18 protein-coding genes are annotated in these 21,196 nt (G+C 69.7%); 11 read left to right on the plus strand and 7 right to left on the minus strand.

Annotated elements, in window-relative coordinates:
* Nucleotides 1-43 precede the first annotated feature (43 nt).
* From ABVN73_RS13740 to ABVN73_RS13765, 6 genes are all read left to right on the plus strand, one after another.
* On the plus strand, nucleotides 44-793 hold the full coding sequence (locus ABVN73_RS13740) for an SDR family oxidoreductase (RefSeq protein ID WP_353860226.1): 750 nt from the start codon (nucleotides 44-46) through the stop codon (nucleotides 791-793).
* 25 nt (nucleotides 794-818) lie between these two features.
* On the plus strand, nucleotides 819-1,664 hold the full coding sequence (locus tag ABVN73_RS13745) for a transketolase (protein WP_109071187.1): 846 nt from the start codon (nucleotides 819-821) through the stop codon (nucleotides 1,662-1,664).
* On the plus strand, nucleotides 1,661-2,677 hold the full coding sequence (locus tag ABVN73_RS13750) for a transketolase family protein (RefSeq protein WP_353860227.1): 1,017 nt from the start codon (nucleotides 1,661-1,663) through the stop codon (nucleotides 2,675-2,677). The genes ABVN73_RS13745 and ABVN73_RS13750 overlap by 4 nt, the downstream gene beginning before the upstream one ends.
* 122 nt (nucleotides 2,678-2,799) lie before the next feature.
* Nucleotides 2,800-3,855, plus strand: a complete 1,056-nt coding sequence (locus tag ABVN73_RS13755; RefSeq protein WP_353860228.1) for a TRAP transporter substrate-binding protein — start codon at nucleotides 2,800-2,802, stop codon at nucleotides 3,853-3,855.
* Between the two features lie 97 nt (nucleotides 3,856-3,952).
* Complete coding sequence (locus ABVN73_RS13760) at nucleotides 3,953-5,842, plus strand: TRAP transporter large permease subunit (RefSeq protein WP_353860229.1); 1,890 nt, start codon at nucleotides 3,953-3,955, stop codon at nucleotides 5,840-5,842.
* Nucleotides 5,843-5,866: 24 nt separating this feature from the next.
* Nucleotides 5,867-6,811 carry an NAD(P)-dependent oxidoreductase gene (locus ABVN73_RS13765; RefSeq protein WP_353860230.1) on the plus strand — a complete coding sequence of 315 codons (945 nt, stop codon included), beginning with the start codon at nucleotides 5,867-5,869 and terminating at the stop codon, nucleotides 6,809-6,811.
* Between the two features lie 30 nt (nucleotides 6,812-6,841).
* On the opposite strand, the gene ABVN73_RS13770 is transcribed toward ABVN73_RS13765, so the two are convergent.
* On the minus strand, nucleotides 6,842-7,480 hold the full coding sequence (locus ABVN73_RS13770; protein WP_353860231.1) for a DedA family protein: 639 nt from the start codon (nucleotides 7,478-7,480) through the stop codon (nucleotides 6,842-6,844).
* A gap of 219 nt (nucleotides 7,481-7,699) precedes the next feature.
* Between ABVN73_RS13770 and ABVN73_RS13775 the strand changes: the two genes are divergently transcribed.
* On the plus strand, nucleotides 7,700-8,524 hold the full coding sequence (locus ABVN73_RS13775; RefSeq protein WP_353860232.1) for an undecaprenyl-diphosphate phosphatase: 825 nt from the start codon (nucleotides 7,700-7,702) through the stop codon (nucleotides 8,522-8,524).
* On the opposite strand, the gene ABVN73_RS13780 is transcribed toward ABVN73_RS13775, so the two are convergent.
* Genes ABVN73_RS13780 through ABVN73_RS13790 form a run of 3 tightly spaced genes read right to left on the minus strand, consistent with a single transcriptional unit; the run spans nucleotide 8,514 to nucleotide 11,395 of the window.
* Nucleotides 8,514-9,842, minus strand: a complete 1,329-nt coding sequence (locus tag ABVN73_RS13780) for a HAMP domain-containing sensor histidine kinase (RefSeq protein ID WP_353860233.1) — start codon at nucleotides 9,840-9,842, stop codon at nucleotides 8,514-8,516. The genes ABVN73_RS13775 and ABVN73_RS13780 overlap by 11 nt on opposite strands.
* Nucleotides 9,835-10,530 carry a response regulator transcription factor gene (locus tag ABVN73_RS13785; protein WP_353860234.1) on the minus strand — a complete coding sequence of 232 codons (696 nt, stop codon included), beginning with the start codon at nucleotides 10,528-10,530 and terminating at the stop codon, nucleotides 9,835-9,837. The genes ABVN73_RS13780 and ABVN73_RS13785 overlap by 8 nt, the downstream gene beginning before the upstream one ends.
* Before the next feature lie 16 nt (nucleotides 10,531-10,546).
* Nucleotides 10,547-11,395 carry an amidoligase family protein gene (locus ABVN73_RS13790; protein WP_353860235.1) on the minus strand — a complete coding sequence of 283 codons (849 nt, stop codon included), beginning with the start codon at nucleotides 11,393-11,395 and terminating at the stop codon, nucleotides 10,547-10,549.
* Between the two features lie 345 nt (nucleotides 11,396-11,740).
* Here ABVN73_RS13790 and ABVN73_RS13795 point away from each other — a divergent pair, with 345 nt between their 5' ends.
* Nucleotides 11,741-12,211 carry a hypothetical protein gene (locus tag ABVN73_RS13795; protein WP_353860236.1) on the plus strand — a complete coding sequence of 157 codons (471 nt, stop codon included), beginning with the start codon at nucleotides 11,741-11,743 and terminating at the stop codon, nucleotides 12,209-12,211.
* A gap of 448 nt (nucleotides 12,212-12,659) precedes the next feature.
* Entirely contained in the window at nucleotides 12,660-13,970 is a 1,311-nt protein-coding gene (locus tag ABVN73_RS13800) for a hemolysin family protein (protein WP_353860237.1), read from the plus strand.
* A 206-nt stretch (nucleotides 13,971-14,176) separates the two neighbouring features.
* Here ABVN73_RS13800 and ABVN73_RS13805 read toward each other — a convergent pair whose 3' ends face one another.
* Nucleotides 14,177-16,057 (minus strand): tetratricopeptide repeat protein, encoded by a 1,881-nt coding sequence (locus ABVN73_RS13805; protein ID WP_353860238.1) that lies wholly within the window; start codon nucleotides 16,055-16,057, stop codon nucleotides 14,177-14,179.
* A 531-nt stretch (nucleotides 16,058-16,588) separates the two neighbouring features.
* Between ABVN73_RS13805 and ABVN73_RS13810 the strand changes: the two genes are divergently transcribed.
* Both ABVN73_RS13810 and ppk2 read left to right on the plus strand, forming a co-directional pair.
* Entirely contained in the window at nucleotides 16,589-16,816 is a 228-nt protein-coding gene (locus ABVN73_RS13810; protein ID WP_353860239.1) for a hypothetical protein, read from the plus strand.
* A 134-nt stretch (nucleotides 16,817-16,950) separates the two neighbouring features.
* Entirely contained in the window at nucleotides 16,951-17,781 is an 831-nt protein-coding gene (ppk2, locus tag ABVN73_RS13815; protein WP_353860240.1) for a polyphosphate kinase 2, read from the plus strand.
* Nucleotides 17,782-17,801: 20 nt separating this feature from the next.
* Here the strand turns inward: ppk2 and ABVN73_RS13820 are convergent, their stop codons facing one another.
* Together ABVN73_RS13820 and ABVN73_RS13825 are read right to left on the minus strand one after the other, a co-directional pair.
* Nucleotides 17,802-19,250 carry a hypothetical protein gene (locus tag ABVN73_RS13820; RefSeq protein ID WP_353860241.1) on the minus strand — a complete coding sequence of 483 codons (1,449 nt, stop codon included), beginning with the start codon at nucleotides 19,248-19,250 and terminating at the stop codon, nucleotides 17,802-17,804.
* A 25-nt stretch (nucleotides 19,251-19,275) separates the two neighbouring features.
* Complete coding sequence (locus ABVN73_RS13825; protein ID WP_353860242.1) at nucleotides 19,276-21,153, minus strand: alpha/beta hydrolase; 1,878 nt, start codon at nucleotides 21,151-21,153, stop codon at nucleotides 19,276-19,278.
* Between the last annotated feature and the right edge of the window lie 43 nt (nucleotides 21,154-21,196).

Raw genomic sequence — 21,196 nt, forward strand, 5'->3', positions numbered from 1 at the left:
ACGGCCGCCATGGCGGAGCCAGCTTCGAACAAAGGGAGCGAGCATGTTGCTGTCCAACAAGGTGTGCGTGATCACCGGAGCGGCGTCCCGGCGCGGCATCGGCCGGGCCACGGCGCGGCTGTTCGCGCTGCACGGCGGGCGGGCGATCATCCTGGACCTCGACGGCGGCCAGGCCGCCGAAGCCGCCGCCGAGCTGGGCGAGGCGCACCGCGGCATCGCCTGCGACGTGACCGACAAGGCCGCCTGCGTCACCGCCGCCGCCCGCGTGGTCGAGGAGTTCGGCCGCATCGACGTGCTGGTCAACAACGCCGGCATCACCCAGCCGCTGAAGCTCATGGACATCGAGCCGAAGAACTACGAGGCGGTGACCGACGTCAGCCTGCGCGGCACGCTCTACATGAGCCAGGCGGTCGTTCCGCACATGCGCGCGCAGAAGTCCGGCTCCATCGTCTGCATCTCCTCGGTGTCGGCGCAGCGCGGCGGCGGCATCTTCGGCGGCCCGCACTACAGCGCCGCGAAGGCCGGCGTGCTCGGCCTCGCCAAGGCGATGGCGCGGGAGCTGGGGCCGGACAACGTCCGCGTCAACTCCGTCACCCCCGGCCTGATCCAGACCGACATCACCGGCGGCAAGCTGACGCCCGAGCTGCGGGCCGAAATCCTGAAGGGCATTCCGCTGAACCGCCTGGGCGATGCCGAGGACGTGGCGCGCTCCTGCCTCTTCCTGGCATCGGAGCTGTCGTCCTACGTCACGGGCGCCACGCTCGACGTCAACGGCGGCATGCTCATCCACTGATCCCGAAACGCTGGAGACGACTCCCGTGGACACCACCCAACTGGGCCACAACGTTCCCCTGACCGAACGCGCCTACCGCATCCGCCGCAACGCCGTGCTGATGGGCGAGGTGCAGGGCCAGGGCTACATCGGGCAGGCTCTCGACATCGCCGACGTGCTGGCCGTGTCCTACTTCCACGCCATGCGCTACCGGCCGGAGGACCCGCATTGGGAAGGCCGCGACCGCTTCTTGCTGTCCAACGGCCATTACGCCATCGCGCTCTACGCCGCCCTGATCGAGGCCGGCATCGTCCCGGCCGAGGAGCTGGAGACCTACGGCAGCGACGACAGCCGCCTGCCGATGTCGGGCATGGCCGCCTACACGCCGGGCATGGAGATGTCGGGCGGCTCGCTCGGCCTCGGCCTCAGCATCGCGGTCGGCATCGCTCTCGGCCTGAAGCGCAAGGCGTCGGACAACCGCGTCTACACGCTCTTCTCCGACGGCGAGCTGGACGAGGGCTCGGTCTGGGAGGCCATCATGTCGGCGGCCCATTACAAGCTCGACAACCTGATCGGCATCGTCGACGTCAACAACCAGCAGGCCGACGGCCCCTCCACCCAGGTGATGGCCTTCGAGCCGCTGGTCGACAAGCTGGAGGCCTTCGGCTGGTTCGTCCAGCGGGTGGACGGCAACGACATGGACGCCGTGGTCGCCGCCTTCGACGCCGCCCGCGACCATCCGGAGCCCAAGCCCCGCATGATCGTCTGCGACACCAGGATGGGCAAGGGCGTGCCCTTCCTCGAAGCCCGCGAAAAGAATCACTTCATCCGCGTGGACGCGCACGAGTGGAAGCTCGCCCTCGACGCGCTGGACGCCGGGAGGACCGCATGAGCACCGCCGCCGCCACCACCTCTGCCGCCGCCAAGCCGCGCCTGAAGACCTCCGCCATGATCGCCTCGATCGCGGGCGAAGGGCAGCGCACCAAGCCCGCCCCCTTCGGCCACGCGCTGGTCGAACTGGCGAAGGCCCGTCCGGAGATCGTCGGCCTCACCGCCGATCTGGCGAAATACACCGACCTGCACATCTTCGCCCAGGCCAACCCGGACCGCTTCTACCAGATGGGCATGGCCGAGCAGCTTCTGATGGGCGCCGCGTCGGGGCTGGCGCACGAGGGCTTCATGCCCTTCGCCACCACCTACGCGGTCTTCGCCTCGCGCCGGGCCTACGACTTCGTGCACCAGACGATCGCGGAGGAGAACCGCAACGTCAAGATCGCCTGCGCCCTGCCGGGCCTGACCTCGGGCTACGGCCCCAGCCATCAGGCGGCGGAGGATCTGGCCCTGATGCGCGCCATGCCGAACATGGTGGTGATCGACCCCTGCGACGCCCTTGAGATCGAGCAGGCGGTGCCCGCCATGGCCGCCCACCAGGGGCCGGTCTACATGCGCCTGTTGCGCGGCAACGTTCCGCTGGTGCTCGACGAGTACGACTACACCTTCGAACTCGGCAAGGCGAAGCGGCTGCGCGACGGCGCCGACGTGCTGGTCATCTCCTCCGGCATCATGACGATGCGGGCGCTGGAGGTGGCGAAGGCCCTGGAGGCCGACAAGGTCGGCGTCGCCGTGCTGCACGTTCCGACCATCAAGCCGCTCGACACCGAGACCATCCTGGCCGAGGCCGGGCGCAGCGGCCGCATGGTCGTGGTCGCCGAGAACCACACGGTCATCGGCGGCCTGGGCGAGGCGGTGGCCGGCACGCTGCTGCGCGCCGGGGTCGTCCCCAGCGCCTTCCGCCAGATCGGCCTGCCCGACGAATTCCTGAAGGCCGGCGCCCTGCCGACGCTGCACGACCTCTACGGCATTTCCACCGACGCCATGGTAACCAGCATCAAGGGGTGGCTGTAGGCCGCCCCCCAATCCCCCGTCGCCCATCCCGCCCCGGCTGTCGCAGAAGCGAGGATACCGAAGAACCGCGCCGCGCCCGCTCCCGATACGCTGAACGACAAAAGACCACAGGAGAGGAAACAATGGACAAGAAGCCGCCCCAAAATTCCGCTCACGCCACCCTGGGCCTTCTTCGCCCGAGCCGCCGCGCCGTTCTGGCCGCCGCCGCCGCCGTGCCGCTGGTGACCATCCTCAAGCGCCCGGCCAACGCCGCCGAGTTCCAGTTCAAATACGCCACCGGCCAGGACCCGACCCATCCGGTCAACATCCGCGCGCAGGAGGCCATCGACCGCATCCGCGAGGCGACCTCCGGCCGGCTCGACATCAAGCTGTTCCCGGCCAATCAGCTCGGCAGCGACACCGACCTGCTGGGGCAGGTGCGCAACGGCGGCGTGGAGATCTTCAACCTCTCCTCTCTGATCCTCGCCACCTTCGTCCCGCTGTCCGGCATCACCAGCATGGGCTTCGCCTTCAAGGATTACGACGCGGTCTGGCAGGCGATGGACGGCGAGCTGGGCAAGCATGTCCGGGCGGAGATCGCCAAGACCCCGATCATGACGCTCAGCAAGATCTGGGACAACGGCTTCCGCCACGTCACCTCCTCCACCCGCGTCATCAAGACTCCGGAGGACATCAGGGGCTTCAAGATGCGGGTGCCGCCGGCGCCGGCCCTGACCTCGCTGTTCAAGGCGATCGACGCCGCGCCCGCGCCGATCAACTTCAACGAACTCTACTCCGCCCTTCAGACCACGGTGGTGGAGGGGCAGGAGAACCCGCTGGCGATCATCGCCACCGCCCGCCTGTACGAGGTGCAGAAGTCCTGCAGCCTGACCGGCCATGTCTGGGACGGCTACTGGGTGCTCGGCAACAAGCGCGCCTTCGCCCGCCTGCCCGCCGACATCCAGGCCATCGTCACCCGCGAACTGGACCGTTCGGCGGACGACCAGCGGGCCGACATCGCCGCGCTCACCGAATCGCTGCAGAAGGACCTGTCCGCCAAGGGGCTGACCTTCCACACCATCGACCGCGAACCGTTCCGCAAGGTGCTCGCCGGGACGAACTTCTATGCCGAGTGGAAGGAGAAGTACGGGGCCACCGCCTGGGACCTGCTTGAGAAGGTGACCGGCAAGCTGGGCTGACGCGGTCCGCCGACGCGGCCGGTCCTCCGGTTCCCGAAGGATCTGCGGAGCCGGCCGCCTCCCCACAACCGATCGTCCATGCGAAGGGCTGGTTACCATGAACACTCCCGTCAACACGGCGGACGCCGCCGTTCACGGCGCCGGACGGCCATCGGGCGCCGGCACTGGCTGGCTCGACCGGCTGGACCGCGGCATCGGGCTGCTGGTCGAGACGCCGGCGGCGCTGCTGGTGCTCGCCGAGGTCGGCGTCCTGCTGGTCGGCGTCATCTGGCGCTACCTCCTGCACAGCCCGATCATCTGGTCGGACGAGTTGGCCTCCATCCTGTTCCTCTGGCTCGCCATGTTCGGCTCCGTCGTGGCGCTGCGCCGGGGCGAGCACATGCGGATGACCGCGATCGTCGGCATGCTCCAGCCCCGCACCCAGGCGTTCCTCGACGTGGTGGCGATCACCGCGGCGCTGGCCTTCCTGCTGCTGATGGCCGAGCCGGCCTATGAATTCGCGGTGGAGGAGGTGTGGGTGACCACCCCGGCGCTGGACATTCCCAACTCCTGGCGGGCGAGCGCGTTGCCGGTGGGCTTCGTCCTGATGATCGCGGTGGCGCTGCTCCGGCTGGCGCGGCTGGGCCGCCCGTCCGACGTGCTGCGGGCGGTAGCGGCGGTCACGGCGGTGGTCGGCGTCATGGCGCTGGCGGCGCCGCTGTTCGCGGGGCTCGGCAACTACAACCTGCTGCTCTTCTTCGTGGTGGGCGTCGGCGCGATGGTGTTCCTCGGCCTGCCCATCGCCTTCGCCTTCGGTCTGGCGACCTTCGGCTATCTGGCCCTCGCCACCTCGACCCCGGCCATCGTCATGGTCGGCCGCATGGACGAGGGGATGAGCCACCTGATCCTGCTGTCGGTGCCGCTGTTCGTCTTCCTCGGCCAGCTGATCGAGATGACCGGCATGGCCCGCGCCATGGTCGGCTTCCTGGCCAGCCTGCTCGGCCATGTCCGCGGCGGCCTGTCCTACGTGCTGATCGGCGCCATGTACCTCGTCTCGGGCATTTCCGGGTCGAAGGCGGCGGACATGGCGGCGGTCGCCCCGGTGCTGTTCCCCGAGATGAAGGCGCGCGGCGCCAAGCCCGGCGACCTCGTGGCGCTTCTGTCGGCCACCGGCGCCCAGACCGAGACCATCCCGCCGTCGCTGGTCCTCATCACCATCGGCTCGGTCACCGGCGTGTCCATCGCCGCCCTGTTCACCGGCGGCCTGCTGCCCGCCGTCGTGCTGGGCGCGGCGCTGGCGGCGCTGGTCTGGTGGCGCTACCGCCACGAGGACCTGTCCCACGTCCGCCGCGCCAGCAAGGCGGAGATCGGCAAGGCCTTTCTGATCGCGCTGCCGGCCATCGCGCTGCCCTTCATCATCCGCGCCGCGGTGATCGAGGGTGTCGCGACCGCGACCGAGGTCTCGACCATCGGCATCGTCTACGCGGTGGTGGCCGGCCTGCTGATCTACCGCCAGTTCGACTGGCGCCGCATCTACCCGATGCTGGTCGAGACGGCGTCGCTGTCCGGAGCGATCCTGCTCATCATCGGCGCCGCCACCGGCATGGCCTGGGCGCTGACACAGTCCGGCTTCTCCAGCTCGCTGGCCGAGGCGATGCGGGCCCTGCCGGGCGGCGTGCCGGTCTTCATCGTGGTGTCGATCATCGCCTTCATCATCCTGGGCAGCGTGCTGGAGGGCATCCCCGCCATCGTGCTGTTCGGACCGCTGCTGTTCCCCATCGCCCGCCAGTTGGGGGTGCATGAGGTGCACTATGCGATGATCGTGATCCTCGCCATGGGCATCGGCCTGTTCGCCCCGCCCTTCGGCGTCGGCTATTACGCGGCCTGTGCCATCAGCCGGATCAACCCCGACGAGGGCATGAAGCCGATCATCGGCTATCTGGTGGCGCTGACCATCGGCCTGATCGTCGTCGCGGCGGTGCCCTGGATCTCCATCGGCTTCCTCTGATCCGCCTTGCGGCCCGGTTCCCCGATGTTCCGGCGGGTGGACCGGGCCGTCCTCTCCCTTTCAGCTCAGGAAAGTGATACGGCCATGATGACGGTGGGCTTTGTCGGCCTCGGTTCCATGGGCATGCCGATGGCGTGCAACCTGCTGGCCCGCGGTTTCGCGCTGCGCGGCTTCGACGTGCGGCGCGAGAGCGTCGCGGCCCTGGAAGCCCGCGGCGGGCGCGGGGTGGCCAGCGCCGCCGCCGTTGCCGAAGGGGCCGATGCCCTGGTCCTGATGGTGGTCAACGCCGCCCAGGCGGAGTCCGTGCTGTTCGGCCAGGGCGCGCTGGACAAACTGCCGGAGGGCGCCACGGTGATCCTGATGGCGACCTGCCCGCCGGACGCCGTCGCCGCGCTCGCCGCGCGGGTCGAGGCGGCGGGGCGGCGTTTCGTGGACGCCCCGGTGTCGGGCGGGACGGTCGGAGCGGCGGCCGGAACGCTCTCGATCATGGCGGCGGCCCCGGCCGCGACGGTGGAGCGGGTGCGCCCGGTCCTGGCGGCGATGGGCGACAAGGTCTTCCACGTCGGCGAGGCGCCGGGGCAGGGCGCCACGGTCAAGACGGTCAACCAGCTGCTGTGCGGCGTCCACATCGCCGTGGTGGCGGAAGCCTTCTCGCTGGCCGCCAAGGCCGGCGTCGATCTGGCGGTCCTGCTGGAGATCATGAGCGGCTCCGCCGCGTCGAGCTGGATGCTGAAGGACCGCGGCCCGCGCATGCTGGAGAGCGAGCCGGGCATCACCAGCGCGGTGGACATCTTCGTCAAGGACCTCGGCATCGTCCTGGAGGCCGGGCGCGGCGCCAAGGCGGCCCTGCCGCTGGCCGCCGTCGCCCACCAGATGTTCCTCTCCGCCTCCGGCCGCGGCGAGGGCGCGATGGACGACAGCCAGGTGATCCGCAGCTATCACCTTCTCAACGGCGTCACGCCGGGGTGAGGCGGCCCCGCAGGTCCCGGCCCGCGACGGTCATCGGTACCGGCGGCTCGGTCGCCGCCGCGATCCCAGGAACCAGGCGATCAGGACCGTCAGCGCGACGCTGCCGGCGAGGGCGGCCGTCATGAGCCCGCCGAAGCCGCCCGTGCCGGAGGCGATGCTGCCGACGCCCGCCGAGGCCAGCCATCCCGGCGCGAGCATGGCGGGCGCCCACAGGGCGGCGGACGCAGCGTTGGCGACCTGGAACCGGCGACCTTTCATCTTCATCATCCCGGCCACCAGCGGGACGATCGAGCGCAGGGGGCCGAGAAACCGCCCGATGAACACCGCGGCGAAGCCGTAGCGGCGGAAGAGCAGGCGCGATTTCGCCACCTTCGCCCGGTATCGGGACAGGGGCCGCCGGTACACCACCGCCGGCCCCAGCCAGCGTCCCAGGCTGTAGGACACGGCGTCGCCCGCGACGGCTCCCAGGACGGCTCCGACAATCACCGGGAGCGGGTCGATGATGCCCAGCCCCAGAAGCGTACCGAACATGATCATGAGGGCCGTCGCCGGCACGGCGAGGCCGACCAGGACCACCGACTCGCAGAACGCCACGACCGCCACGATCGGGCCGGCCCAGTCATGATGGCGTTCCAGGAAATGCATGGCCATCTCGACGGCTGCATCCATGATGTGATCCACCTTCGGCCGTTTCAGGGGAGCGGGGAGACGGCACCGCCGTCGCGGACCTCCTCCAACCGTCCCAACCAGTCCTAGCCGCGGCGGCTGACACGATCCTGACGGCTTCCCGCTTGCGCCGCGGAATCGCCGGTCCGCATCAGGTGCGTGTCAGCTCGCGACGGCAGGCTGCCGTCCCACACGACACCAAGAAGAAACGGAGACGGGACGATGCCGATATGGGAAGCGGCTGTTCTGGGGCTCTTGCAGGGCCTGACCGAGTTCCTGCCGATCTCGTCGAGCGCGCATCTGAGGATCGCGGGGGAGTTCCTGCCGTCCGGCGCCGATCCCGGCGCGGCCTTCACCGCCATCACGCAGATCGGCACCGAACTGGCCGTCCTCATCTATTTCCGGGAGGATCTGATGCGGATCGCGACGGCGATGATCCGCCAAGTATCGGGAATTGGCGGCCATGTCCCGGAGGACGCGCGCCTCGGATGGCTGATCGTGGTCGGCAGCGTGCCCATCGTCGTCCTCGGCCTGCTGTTCAGCGGAGCCATCGAAACGAGCCTGCGCAGCCTCTACATCGTCGCCTCCACGCTCATCGTGTTCGGCATCATCCTGGGCTTCGCGGACCGGTACGGCCGCCGGCGCAAGGTGCTGGCCGAGCTGTCGTGGCGCGACGGCCTTCTGCTCGGCTTCGCCCAGGCAATGGCGCTCATTCCCGGCGTGTCGCGGTCGGGGGGCACCATCACCGCGGCTCTGATGCTGGGCTTCACGCGGGAGGCGGCGGCGCGCTATTCCTTCCTCCTCGCCGTTCCGGCGGTGTTCGGGTCGGGCTTCTACCAGCTCGCCAAATCCTGGGGGGAGCCGCAGCACGTCGCCCTCGCCCCGACGATCGTGGCGACCGCCGTCGCCTTCCTCGTCGGCTACATCGTGATCGTCGCGTTCCTGAAGCTGGTCTCGCGGGCGTCCTTCATGCCGTTCGTGATCTACCGCACGGTGCTGGGGCTCGCGCTGCTGGCGCTGCTGCAGCTCGGCGTGGTCACGCCCTGAGGGGGGCCGGGCTGCGGGCGTCGAGCGGGGCCAGCGGCACGATCAGCTCGATGGCGAAGGTGGGGCCGATTCCGATGCGGGCGTCCCCACCCAGGTTGCGCAGGATGCGGCGGACGATGGCCAGGCCGAGCCCCGACCCCGGCGAATTCTGCGCGCCCTTGTGGAAGCGCTCGAACAGCACGTCGCCCTCGTCCCGGGGGACCGCCGGCCCTTCGTCGGACACGCGCAGGACCGCCGTGCCTTCCTCCCGGCTCGCGAGGGACACCGAGACCCGCCCCTTGCCGTGGCGGAAGGCGTTGTCGAGGAGGTTCCTCAGGGCCTGGCGAAGCTGCCGGTGCGCGTCCGCGACGACCAGACCCTCGGCGACGTCGACATCGATCGTTCGTGAGGCCGCCTCGTAGGCCGGGAGCATGTCGGCGACGGCCTCCCGGACGATCCTGGCGAGCCCGACGGGAGCGTCCGGCTCATGCAGACCCCGGTCGCCACCCTGGTCGGCGCGGGCCAGGGCCAGGAGCTGGTCGATGAGGTGGCGCATCTGGTCCATGTCCTGCGCGATGGCGCTCCAGTCGGGGCTTGGCTCCGTGCGCGCCTTCTGCAGCCGCAGATCGAGCACGGCGAGCGGCGTCCTCAGCTCATGAGCGGCATCGGCGGTGAATCGCCGTTCGATTTCGTACGCCGACGACAAGCGGTCCAGCGCCTGGTTGGCGGAGATCGCCAGCGGAACGATCTCTTCCGGCAGCTCGCGGAGCGGGATGCGCCGGTCGGGATGGGCGACGCCGATGGTCGCGGCAAGGTCGGCCGCGCGGCGGACCGAGCCCAGCATCCAGCGCGCCAGGAAGATGATCGACACCAGCGAGATGGCCGCCAGGATCGCGATGACCACGGACGACCCGGCCATGCGCTCGCGGAACAGCTGGCACAGCTCCTCGCAATCCTCCCAGTCGTTGCGGCTCGCGACGAGCACGCGGTCGTCGCCGATCCGGCGCGCCGTGATGGCGGTCCGCGCGGTCTCCGGGACCGCCTCCGGATCGCGGAACGGCAGCGGTGCGGCGCCCGCCGGCGTGCTCGCGACGAGGTCGCCGGAGCGCGTGTAGAGCGCGTAGCGCCAGTCCGAGGCGGAGAACTGCGCGGGCAGCGCGCCGAGGTTCGACCCGTCGGGGGCGGGCGTCACCGTGGCGAGAAGGGTGTCCACCTGCTCGTTCAGGACGTGCGCGCGGATGTCCTCGTCCAGGTCGAGAAGGTAGATCACGACGTTGCCCGCCCCCAGCGCGAAGACGAGCGCCATGACCAGGAGCAGGCGGGACCGCAGGCTATTCATCCGCAAGCGCCTGCGCTTCCGCCGTCATCCTGTAGCCGACGCCGCGGACCGTCGCGATCTGGACGCGGGCGCCGGCCGCCAGGAGCTTTTTGCGCAGGCGGGAGACGATCGCCTCGATCGCGTTCGGCGTGACGGCCTCATGGATGGCGTAGAGCCTGTCATCCAGCCGGTCCTTGATGACGATGCGCGGCGCCGACCGCATCAGCTCCTCCAGCAGCGCGAACTCCTTGCGCCCGAGGTCGAGCGACCGCGCATCCACCCGGACGTCCCGCGACGAGACGTCGAAGCTGAGGTTGCCGAGCGTGAAGGACTCCGTCTGGCGCGGCCCCGGCCGGCGGAGGACGGCGCGCAGCCGGGCCTCAAGCTCCCTGAGGTCGAAGGGCTTGACCAGATAATCGTCGGCTCCGGCGTTCAACCCCGCGAGACGGCTTTCCAGGGCGTCGCGGGCCGTCAGGATGAGCACCGGCACGCCGTGCGAAGCCCGCCGCCGGACATGCTCCAGCACGGCCATGCCGCTCGCCCCGGGCAGGCCGAGGTCGAGCACGACGCCGTCGTAGCGCGTGATCCCGAGCGCCGCGATCGCATCTTCGGCGGAACCGACGCAATCCACCACGAAGCCGACCCTCGCCAGATGGCCGGCGACCATCTCCGACAGGGCCTGATGATCCTCCACCAGCAGCAGTCTCACCGCGTCCTCGCTGGCATCAGGCCGCCCGTTCCCGCAGGGACCGCCAACGCCGCAAGAGGTCGTCGCGGTCGCCGGCCAGCGCTTCCACCCCGGCCCAGCCGTTCCAGGCGCCGACGATGCTCCACGCCGGATCGCTGACATGGGCCTGCGGCAGGCGGTAATGAAAGACGGCCCGGCTTCCGATCTTCTCGTGGGGAAGCGCCGCCCTCACCCGGTCGGGGAAGAGGTGCAGGAACAGGGGCAGCAGGTCGAGGTCGCGGTTGCGCGTCGGGTTGGCCGCAAGATAGTCCTCGGCCAGGGTCGGCAGGTCCGGCCAGTAGTCCGGGGCGATGACGCGGCTGACATAGTCGTCCGGATAGGGCGCGGGCAGGAAGGCCGGGGCGAGGCCGCGCCCGGCCGTCTCGCGGCGCAGCCGGGCGTTTCGCAGGAGGAACGCCTTCAGCACGGCGGTGATGGTGCCGGCGTCGAGGTCGGGCGGATCGATGTTGAAATGCAGCCCGAGCGATCCCAGCCACGTCGTCCCGGCGCCGCGGGCGCCCGCGGCGCGCAGCGCCCGCACGGCCTCGTCCACGCGGTGCAGCTCGTCGAAGGGGAGCGGCGCGGTGATCAGTTCACGCGGCACGACGCCCGCCAAAGCCGTGCCGATCCAGGCGGCCAGCGCCGGGGTCAGGCGAAGGCGCTGGGCCGCCGTCCGCCGCGGGTGGGCGTGGCGCAGGTCGAGTTCGACGCCGAGGCGTCCGATCGCGGTGTCCGGAACATGGAAGGCATGGGGGTCCTCCTCGACGCAGGTTCCGCCGAACGCGCGCGCCAGCGCCTGGGCGGCGGTCCGGGCGCTGATGCCCAGGAACTCGATCTCCACCCCCACGCGCCGGACCGCCCCGCGGGCGGTTCGCGTGGTCGGCGGCCGTCGGAAGCGGAGGGAGGTCCTGCGGCCTGCGGACGGGAGAGCGGCTGCCGGCGGGGGGGCATGATTGCGCATGCCCCGCATGTGGCCCCGCGCTTCCGGTTTCCAAGATGGGCCGCTGCAACGCACAAAATTCCCATCATGCGCATTGGGGGCGTCCCGGGGTGCGGCTCCGCCGCAAGGCGCGGGAAACCCGACCACAGGCGCGATGCCGCCCGGACACGCAATGCCGACTGGACGCGCAAAGGCCGTGCCCCCAAATAGGCGGGCGTCACTTGGGGACGCCATTTGGGGACCGCCGAAGCCATGCCGATCACCGCGCGCACCGCAGCCCTCGTCATCGCCGCCGGCCTGTGCGCCGCCACTCCCGCCGCCGCGGCCGACCCGGCGCCCGGAACCGGGCCGCTGTGCTCGCCGACGGTGTCCGCCGCCCTGACCAGTTGGGACATGGGGCTGCAGGCCGCCGGCAAGTTCGGCGACCGCGCCGTCGCCCTGGCGAAGGAGAAGGGGCGGGAATACATCCTGCCGCTGCTCGGCATCGATCCGGCGGATTCGCGACCCGGCGCCGAGGACGGGACCAGCGCCATCGGCCGCCTGCTCGAATCGAGCCGGCAGGACCCGCGGCAGCGTCTGGATCTGTGCATGGCGATCACCGGGGCGGTCGAAGCGGCGAAGGGCTCGACGGCGGCCGGCCTGGAGGCGCTGAAGCGGGCCCTGGACGGCGTCGCCGGGCCGGCGCCGGCGGAAAAACCGGCGGACGGGCAGATCCGGATCTGACGGCCTCGCCAAGCGGGACGGGGCGGCACAAAGCCGTTGGCGCCCCCGCCATTCATCGGTACCGCCAACGGTTTTGTGCCGCCGCCCCGACTTCACGGTTGCGCGAAGGCGTGCCGAAACCACATGATCGCGGCAGGTGCAACAAAGACGGAGCGCCCCCGGCGACCGGCCGGGGACATTATGAACGTTTCAAGCGGCCCTTGTAGGCCGCAGGGCACCCGGCCCGACCGGATGTCCTGCGGCGTTCCCCCGCAGCCCGATTCGGGCGATTCACAAGACGCAGACCCGTGGCCGGAGACGCCCCGGCAGCCAGGCCGGACGTCGAGCCGGTGCAGGGCCCAGGCCAGGGCATTCCCCGCCCCGCCCGGCCCGCGCCCGTGGTCAGCAGCCCAACCGCCCCTGAGCCGTTGGAGCCCGCCGTCTCTCCTCACGTCTGGAATCGCCTGCCATGCTGTCTTTTGAAATCGCCATCATCGTCGCGCTGACCCTGTTGAACGGGGTGTTCGCCATGTCGGAGCTGGCCGTCGTCTCGTCGCGCAAGGCCCGGCTGCAGAGCATGGCCGATCAGGGCAACGGCGGCGCCCGGATGGCGCTGCGGCTGATCGATGACCCGAGCCGCTTCCTCAGCACGGTGCAGATCGGCATCACGCTGGTCGGCGTCGTCGCCGGCGCGTACGGCGGCGCGACTCTGGGCGACCGGCTCGGCCAATGGCTCGACAGCTTTCCCGCCCTGGCCGGACGGGGCGAACTCCTCGGCGTCGGCGGCGTGCTGGTCGTCATCACCTACCTGTCGATCGTCCTGGGCGAGCTGATTCCCAAGCGGATCGCGCTGAAGAGCCCGGAGCGCGTGGCCTCGCTGATCGCCCCGCCGATGCGCCTGCTGTCGCGCATCGCCGCTCCCTTCGTCTGGCTGCTCGGGGCGTCGACCGACCTGCTGCTGCGCCTGCTTGGCCTGCAGGGGGCGCGGGAGGAATCGGTCACCGAGGAGGAGGTCCGCTCGATGATCTCCGAAGGCACGCAGGCCGGCGTGTTCGCTCCGGCCGAGAAGGAGATGATCGACGGCGTGTTGCGGCTGGCCGACCGGACGGTGCGCACCATCATGATCCCGCGTCCCGACGTCGCGTGGCTGGATCTGGGCAAGACGCAGGCCGAACAGTTGGCGGCGATCCGCGCCGGGGGGCATTCCCGCTACCCGGTGTGCCGCGGAGAACTCGACGAGCTGGTCGGCGTCCTCCACACCCGCGATCTGGTCGAGGCGCTCGTCGAGGGCCGGCCGTTCGACCTGGAGACCCAGGCTGTCCGGCCCCTGGTCGTTCATGACGGCACGCCGATCCTGAAGCTGCTGGAGCTGATGAAGACCTCGGGCCACCATCTGGCGGTGGTCGTCGACGAGTATGGCAGCATCGAGGGCATCGTCACGCTGACCGACATTCTGGAAACCATCGCCGGCGATCTTCCGGAGGCCGGCGAGGCCATGGAAACCGCTGCGGTGCGTCGGGAGGACGGGTCGTGGCTGGTGGAGGGCTGGATGCCGGTGGACGAGTTCGAGGACACCCTCGCGCTGCGCGGGGTGCGCGGCAACGGGGACTTCCACACCGTGGCCGGTCTGGTGCTCCATCACCTGGGCCACGTTCCGGTGGCCGGCGAAGCGTTCGAATGGGAGGGCGTCCGGATCGAGGTCGTGGACATGGACGGCCGCCGGATCGACAAGCTGCTGGTCGTTCCCCGGCCCGACCCTGCCGCCGCCGCCGAGGAGTAACCGGAGCCCCGGTCCGAACGCCGCGCAGCCAGCCCCATCCGGGGCAAGGTTGGAAGCCGGAAACCGCAAGGGCGCGACGTGCGCCCGGCGGTTTCGGGCGATCCCCGATCCCGGCGGCGCGCCCGCCAGCGATACGGCGGCGTCAGCGGCGCGCCTGCCGGTGCCCTTTGGGGGAACCGGGGCGAGCCGGTCGCCCGACCGGGCTGTCAGAGCTTCTCGCCGTCAGCCAGCTGCGACGGCGGAATGGCAAGGCCGGCCTTGCGCAGGCCATCGACGATCCGGACGATGGTGTTCGGATGGATGTTGCGGCGCTCGAACTCCGAGATCGCCTTGATGGGGAAGTTCGGGTCGAGCCGCAGGATCTCGGAGACGGCCTTCGCCGCCTCGCCCCGGTTTCCGGTCTGGCCGTGTATCATCGCCAGCGCGACGTGGCCGAGAATGATCTCCCGCCCGAGATTGGCCCGCCGCATCTCCTCCAGCGCGTCGTCGTAGCGGCCGTTCACGTAATGATACGTGGCGATCACGAGGCGGTACCAGCTCGGCTGCGCAGGGTTGCGCGTGAAGGCTTCGCGGATCAGCGGAATTCCGCGCTCCCAGTCACCGGTCAGGCTGTAGCAGCGCCCCAGGTCGGCGAGGATGGCGCTGTCGTTCGGGTTGAGCGCGAGCGCCCGTTCGTACGCGGCGATGCTGAGCTGCGGCTCACGGCGCATCCACCAGGCGAGCCCGAGCGCCTGATGGGACAACGCGCTGTCCGGAGCCAGCGCCACCGCGCGCTCGGCCAGTTGGAGCCCGTCCTCGATCGGATTGCGGCGCGCCGGACGGGGGTTGAAGCCGAGCCGGGCCTCGTCGATGGTGACCATGGCGAGCGCCGCCCAGGCTTCGGGGTAGCCGGGGTCGTTCCTGGTCGTCCGTTCCAGGCAATCCCGCACCTCGGCATGCAGGGCGGCGCTGAGCTGGCGCCAATAGTGGCGGGTGCGCAGAAGGCAGGCGTAGGACGACAGGTCCTGCGGCGCGTGCTGGCCGTTCAGCCGCGCCTCCTCGCGCTCGATCACACCGTCCGTCTGCGCCAGGGTGCGCGTGACCTGAACGGCGATGTCGTGGCGCAGATCCAGCAGCTTGGTCGGCGTGATGGCGCGACGGAAACTGTCCGACCACAGGTAGCGATGATCCTTGGCCGCGATCAGCGTGGCCGTGACCTGGATGAAATCGCCGGTTTGGGCGACGCTGCCCTTCAGCATGTAGTCGACGCGGGTGGTCGGCACGGCCTCGCGCAGGGCCGGCGCCGAAGGGTAGCGGAAGCTGGTGTCGGCGCCGAAGACCAGAAAATCGTCGAAGCGGACGAGCGCCGCGACGAGGTCCTCGGTGATGCCGTCGGCGACGAGGTCGAGAGCCGGATCGCCGGACCCGTTGGTGAAGGGCAGAACCAACAGGGCCGGACCGCGCACCGCTCGCGGTGCCGTGGCCGGCGGCGCGGCGCTCTCCGACGCGACCGTCGAGCCGGCGGGAGCGATGCCGCGCCAGCCGGCGAAAAGCCCCACCCCGGCCGCAGCCAGAATCGTGACCATGGCCGCGACGGCCAGCCAGCGGAGCGGACGGTCGATGTCGCGCCAAAGACGCAATGCCGCGCGCAGCGGGGCCAAGCTTTCAGGGGGTGGCGCCGAAGCCTTCCCGGAGGCGTTGTCCGCAAGGTCCGTCCCGGCGGCCGTGACGGGCGCCGGCGAGAACCGGGGGACGTAGCCGCCCTTGGGAATGGCGATGCGAAGCGGGTCGGCCGCGCCCTCGGTCAGATAATAATGCTCCAGGGAGCGGCGAAGGCGGCCGGCCTGGATGCGGACCACCGGATCGAGCAGCGGGTCGAAGCTGGCGTCGCGGTCGAACACATCCATGGCGATGGTGTAGGCCTTGATGCGATTGGCGCGCCCGGCCAGGGTCTCCTGCACGATGAACTGCAGAAAACGGCGGCCACGTGCGGAACCACGCAAGCTGCGGCTGGCCAGGACGCGCGCCAGCGCCGCATTGATGAGCGGTGCCGTGATGGTGGATGCGGATAAGTCGGCGGTCTGCGGGTCATCGGAGGCGTGAAGCACGAGCGCCCTCCTTCCGTTAAGTCCATCCGGCAGCCGCGCCGACAAGGCAAAGCGGTTGCTGCACCATGCGGTCCCTGCCTGAAACGCCGGCACCGGCCAAGCCCCTGAAGCTGCGGACGCCATGATCAGGAGCCGCGTGGCTCAACATCGGCAAATTCATTACGAATGCAAAAAGGAATCTTGCGCTTGGGCGGCGAGCACGGCTGTTGCAGAAAAATGCGCATGACAAGGGTATGGGCGCATTTTAATCCGGAGAAATGGCGCCTGGAACACTCACTGACGGTATAGATGCTTCACGCCCACGCTCTGGATACGTTACTTCGTTCGGAATCATAATCGGCTAGCTTTTCGTGGGGCACGGCAAGCCGTTCTGTTTACCTGTTACGGTATCAAAGCCAACCGTTTCACCCTTCACGTCGAGGGGCGCCCCGGTGCAGGTTGTTCGGGGGCAAAGCCCGGAGTTAAGGCAGGCAGCCCGGCGTTCTTCCAGAACCGTGGGGCCAGCCCATGTCGGATAGGCTTCGGCACGTCGTGGAGCGCTTCCCGGACCTGGCGGGGATGATCAAACAGCACAGCGCCGACAATCGGTTCTTTCGCAGCCTCTGTGAGGATTACGGAGAGGCCGTCGAGATTTTGCGGAAATGGGAGGCGTCGAACAGCAGCCGACGCTTCAAGCGCACCGGTGCGTGCCGCGATCTCATCGCCGACCTCGAACAGGAAATCCTGCTCGAACTCCAGAACCGGATCGACGGTGTGTGACCATCCGCCGGGCCTGCCGCCAAGCCTCTCATTGAAGAGCCTCTCATTGAAGAGCCCCTCCTTGACGAGCCTCTCCCTGAAACGTCGGTCCCGTCACGGATCGCACCGAACACCCGTCCGCGAGGATGATGAGCATGGCCAAAAAACTGAAGACAGCCCATCGCCTGGAGTGTGCGCAATCAAAGCTCAAGCGGCGGGACTACGAGCGCGCGCTTGCGGAGCTTCATGTCGAACTGGTGAAGCTGCAGCAGTGGGTTGTCCAGAAAGGCATGAAGGTCTGCGTCGTCTTCGAAGGGCGCGACACCGCCGGCAAGGGCGGAACGATCAAGGCCATCACGGAGCGCGTGAGCCCGCGTGTCTTCCGCGTCGTCGCCTTGCCGACGCCGACCGAGCGCGAGAAGTCGCAAATGTACATCCAGCGCTACATCCCGCACCTGCCGGCCGCCGGGGAGATCGTCATCTTCGACCGGAGTTGGTACAACCGCGCCGGGGTCGAGCGGGTGATGGGCTTTTGCACGGAAGAGCAGGTGAAGCGGTTTCTCGACGCCGTCCCGAGCGTGGAGAAGGCCATCATCGAGTCCGGGGTGGTTCTGCTGAAATACTGGCTCGAAGTCAGCCCCAAGGAGCAGACGCGCCGTCTGCAGGCTCGGATCAACGACGGGCGCAAGGTCTGGAAGCTGTCGCCGATGGATTTGAAATCCTACGGCCGCTGGTACGACTATTCGCGCGCCCGCGACGACATGTTCGCGGAGACCGACACCTCCTGGGCGCCGTGGTTCGTCGCGCGGTCGGACGACAAGCGGCGGGCGCGCCTGAACATCATCCGCCACATGCTCGACCACATCCCCTACGAGGATCTGCCCAGGGAAACCGTGAAGCTGCCCAAGCGCCAGGACCCGGACGGCTACGAGACCCCCAACTACCCGTTGAAGGTCATTCCGGAGCTGCGATGGCCCACGGCGTGAGGCCGGCCGGTCGTCCTCGGTCAGCGCCGCCGCACGAGCCACAGGCGCAGCGACCACAGGCCGGCGGCCAGGAGTCCGGCCGCCACGGCGCCCGGAAGAGCGAGGCCGCCGACGCCTGACCCTGGCAGGCGGCCGCCCTGCCACGCCGCGCGGACCTTCTCCAGATCCTCCCGCAGCGAGGGGAGGGGGAGCGCGGCGAGGTCCTCCACGGGGAGGGACCCCAGAACGCGCTTCGGGTCCGCCGCCGCCCGCCAGCGGCTGTCCAGCGGCAGGCTCGCGGCAAGCCGCCCGACCTCGCCCTCGTCCCTGAAGAATTGCGGGTCGAGAGTCAGCGGGTACAGGGTCGTCTCGCCCCGCATGCGCAGTTCGATCATCGCGTTCACGTCGTTGCAGACGCCCAGCGCGTAGTAACCGCCGAACGGCAGCTCCGGATGGCGCCGCTTGATCGCGTCGTAGGCGCGCACGATGACGCCGGCGAGGCGGACCGCCTCCATCGCCTCCTCCCCACGGTAGCGGTGCGCCACCCTGCCCATGACCCAGGCCTGATCGCGCGTCACGCTCGGGCGGAACATGGCCTGCCCGTCGATTCCGAAATAGAAGGACAGGTCCGCGTTGACCACCGGGCCGCGGACGACGAGTTCGTGCTGGGAATGGCTGACCGGAACCAGAAGGTTGCGGTCCGTTCCGGGGACCGGCAGTCGGGTGTCGATCCAGAACGGCGTCAGGACGTCGCGGTCCTGATAGATCAGGTCGCCGAAATTGGCGAAGTACCGCGAATCGCGGACCTCCACGTCGTGGCCGCCCCGCGCCAAGGCGTCCATCAGGGCGCGGGGCGTGTCCAGCGCTTGGCCGTCCAGGACGACCCGGTAACGCCCTCCGCCATCCGGGGCGTTCAGGGAAAGCCGGTTGAGCAGGTCGGCCAGACGCAGGCCATCGGCGTAGCGCTCGGCCAGCGCGGGGTCGACGCGGTCGCCGGCTTCCAGCCCAAAGCCCAGCGGGCGCAGATAGGCATCCGGCGCCGGAGGGGTGCCGGCGGCGGGAATGCCCAGCCCCTCCTCGACCATCTCCTCGGCCGTCTCCCTGGCCGCTGCGGGCTCCGGCGGGAGGCCATCGTCGCCGGAGCGGCCCAGCATTGCCCCGGCAAGCCGCACGGACCGGCCCATTCCCTGCACCGTCAGCCCGGGAAAGCGGTCCAGCCCCTCGAAATCCTTGCCGAGGATCATTTCGCGCAGCCGCTTGATCTCGTCCGGCCCCAGGATGCCGCCCGCCTTCGGATCGCGCCCCAGGCGCCGGTACAGGGCTTCCACGAATTCCGGATTCCGGGCCAGCTCGGACATGACCTGCGAGACGGGCAGCCATGGCGCCTGATCCGTCTGGGGGTCCGCCCGCAGGTCCGCCCGCGAAGGCGCGGGGCACAGCAGGGCGCCGGACAGGATGAGAGCGTAAAGGGCGCGTCCCAGGCCCATCATGCCAAGCCCATCATGGGAGCCACCGTCAACGGGTCCGGCTCGCGACGCGGGGAGCGTCGGTGCCCAACGGCCCGCACGCGGTGCGTTTCGTGCAGGACTCATCCCAATGGAGAAGAAGGATGCGGCGCACCTCCTCAATCGTGCGCGGGTCGGACTGCGTCGAATGGCCGGAACGCACGATGTACTCGGACTCGACCCCGTCGATGTGGGCGCTCTTGTACTCCACGACGCCGTCGTCGCCGGTTTCGACCGGTCCGTCGCCGCGCACCGCGATGATCGAATGCGCCTTGACCCCCGCGGCGATGGGCGTGCGCGCCAGGGTCTGGACCAGCAGGCTGCCGGGGGTCATGGCGTGTACGCTGCCAAACCCCGTCTGTCCGGCAAGCGTGGTGCTGGCGTCGTCCAGCTTGCCGATTTCCGAACTCACCCTCAGGAGGCGTCCCGGCAACCGCACCAGACTTGCGACGAACTGGCTGACCCGGTTGCCAGCGACGTAGCTGCCGCCGTGCGGCGTGGCGATGAAGACGAGGCGCTTGACCGACGGAACCGGCTTCACGAACAAGGCGTGCGTCAGCAGGTCGCGCGTTTCCGGGTCGAGCTGAAGCTGGTCCGGCGGCTTGCGGAACGCCGCGTTCCACAGCCGGGGACCCGTGTCCACCGCCGTCATCTTGGTCAGCAGGCCACCCTGGCTGTGCCCGATGACGACCATCTCGTGCAGCGCCGGTTCCCGTCCGGACGGGTCCAGGGTGGACACCGCCTCCTGCAGCGCGTCGCGCAGCAGAAGCGCGGAGTAGGGAACGGGATTGCCCGTCTCGTAGCTGAAGAACCAGAACTGGAAACGGTCGCGGATGCGCGGGTCGCTCCTCAGATCGTTCAGCATTTCGGCCCAGCGCACCGGGCTCGATGCCGTCCCGTGGACGAAGACGACGGGAATGCGGCCGGACCGGTACGGCTCCATCGCGACGAGGCGGGACGGCATCTTGTCCAGCAGGCCGCCGCGCAGGAAGCCGCCGAACTCGAATTCCCAGACCGGCATGCCGTCCAGCATGTAGGCCAGCGTGGCGGTGTGCTCGACCTCCAGCGGCACCGGTTGGCGGTCGATCAGCACCGCCTCGGTTTCGGACGCGGGATAAAGTTCGAGGTTCGCGCGCACCTGCCCGCCCATGATCTGGCGCCGGGGATCGGGAATGCGCAGCAGCGCGGTCACGGGCGTCTTGACGCGCGGGGCGACCTGGAAGCCTTTCGCCAGGGTGCCCTGCGTGGTTCCCGCCGCCAGGGGGGCGCCGATGCCGGGCTGGCGATAACGGGCGTCGAGGCCGTGGATCTGCAGCTCGGCGACCGGGAAGAAGCCGGTCAGCTGGCGCCCGCCCCACACCAGCTCCCGAGGATCGAAGGCCACGTCCAGCTCACCGAACGGCAGCGGGTGGCGGGCCTCCCGAATGGCGATGCCGGTTCGGTCCTCCGTCGCCAGCCCGGAGGTCAGGCCACGGTTGTACAGGTCGGTGGCCAGCCGGAACCGGGGATCGTAGGGGCTGGGCGGCTGGTCCAGCCCTCCCGGAAAGAGAAACGCGTAGGCGTAGAGGGCGGAGGCCAGATAATAGGGCCGCCCTCCCTGCTCCTCGGCGTGGAGGAACGACATCTCGGCCAAGGCGAAGATCTCGTCGGCGCCGCCATGCCCCTGCGTGACCAGCGCGCGGAGGTCGGCCATGGCGTTCTCCGGCTGCGCCAGGAAGCGGTCCGTCAGCGACCAGCGGCGCAGCACGTTGTGGGTCGGATCGCTGAGCGCGTGCGCCGACAGGACGTTGTGCGTGAGTTGCTGGTGGACGGTGCCATGGTCCACGCGTTCGACGCTGACCGCCGTCGCGCAGCCCCCGGCGAGAAGCGTCCAGGCCAGCAGGAGCACGGCGGCGAAGCCCCTCGGAAGGGGCGGGCGCCTTATCCCGCAG

This window comes from Azospirillum formosense (assembly GCF_040500525.1).
Taxonomy (GTDB): domain Bacteria; phylum Pseudomonadota; class Alphaproteobacteria; order Azospirillales; family Azospirillaceae; genus Azospirillum; species Azospirillum formosense_A.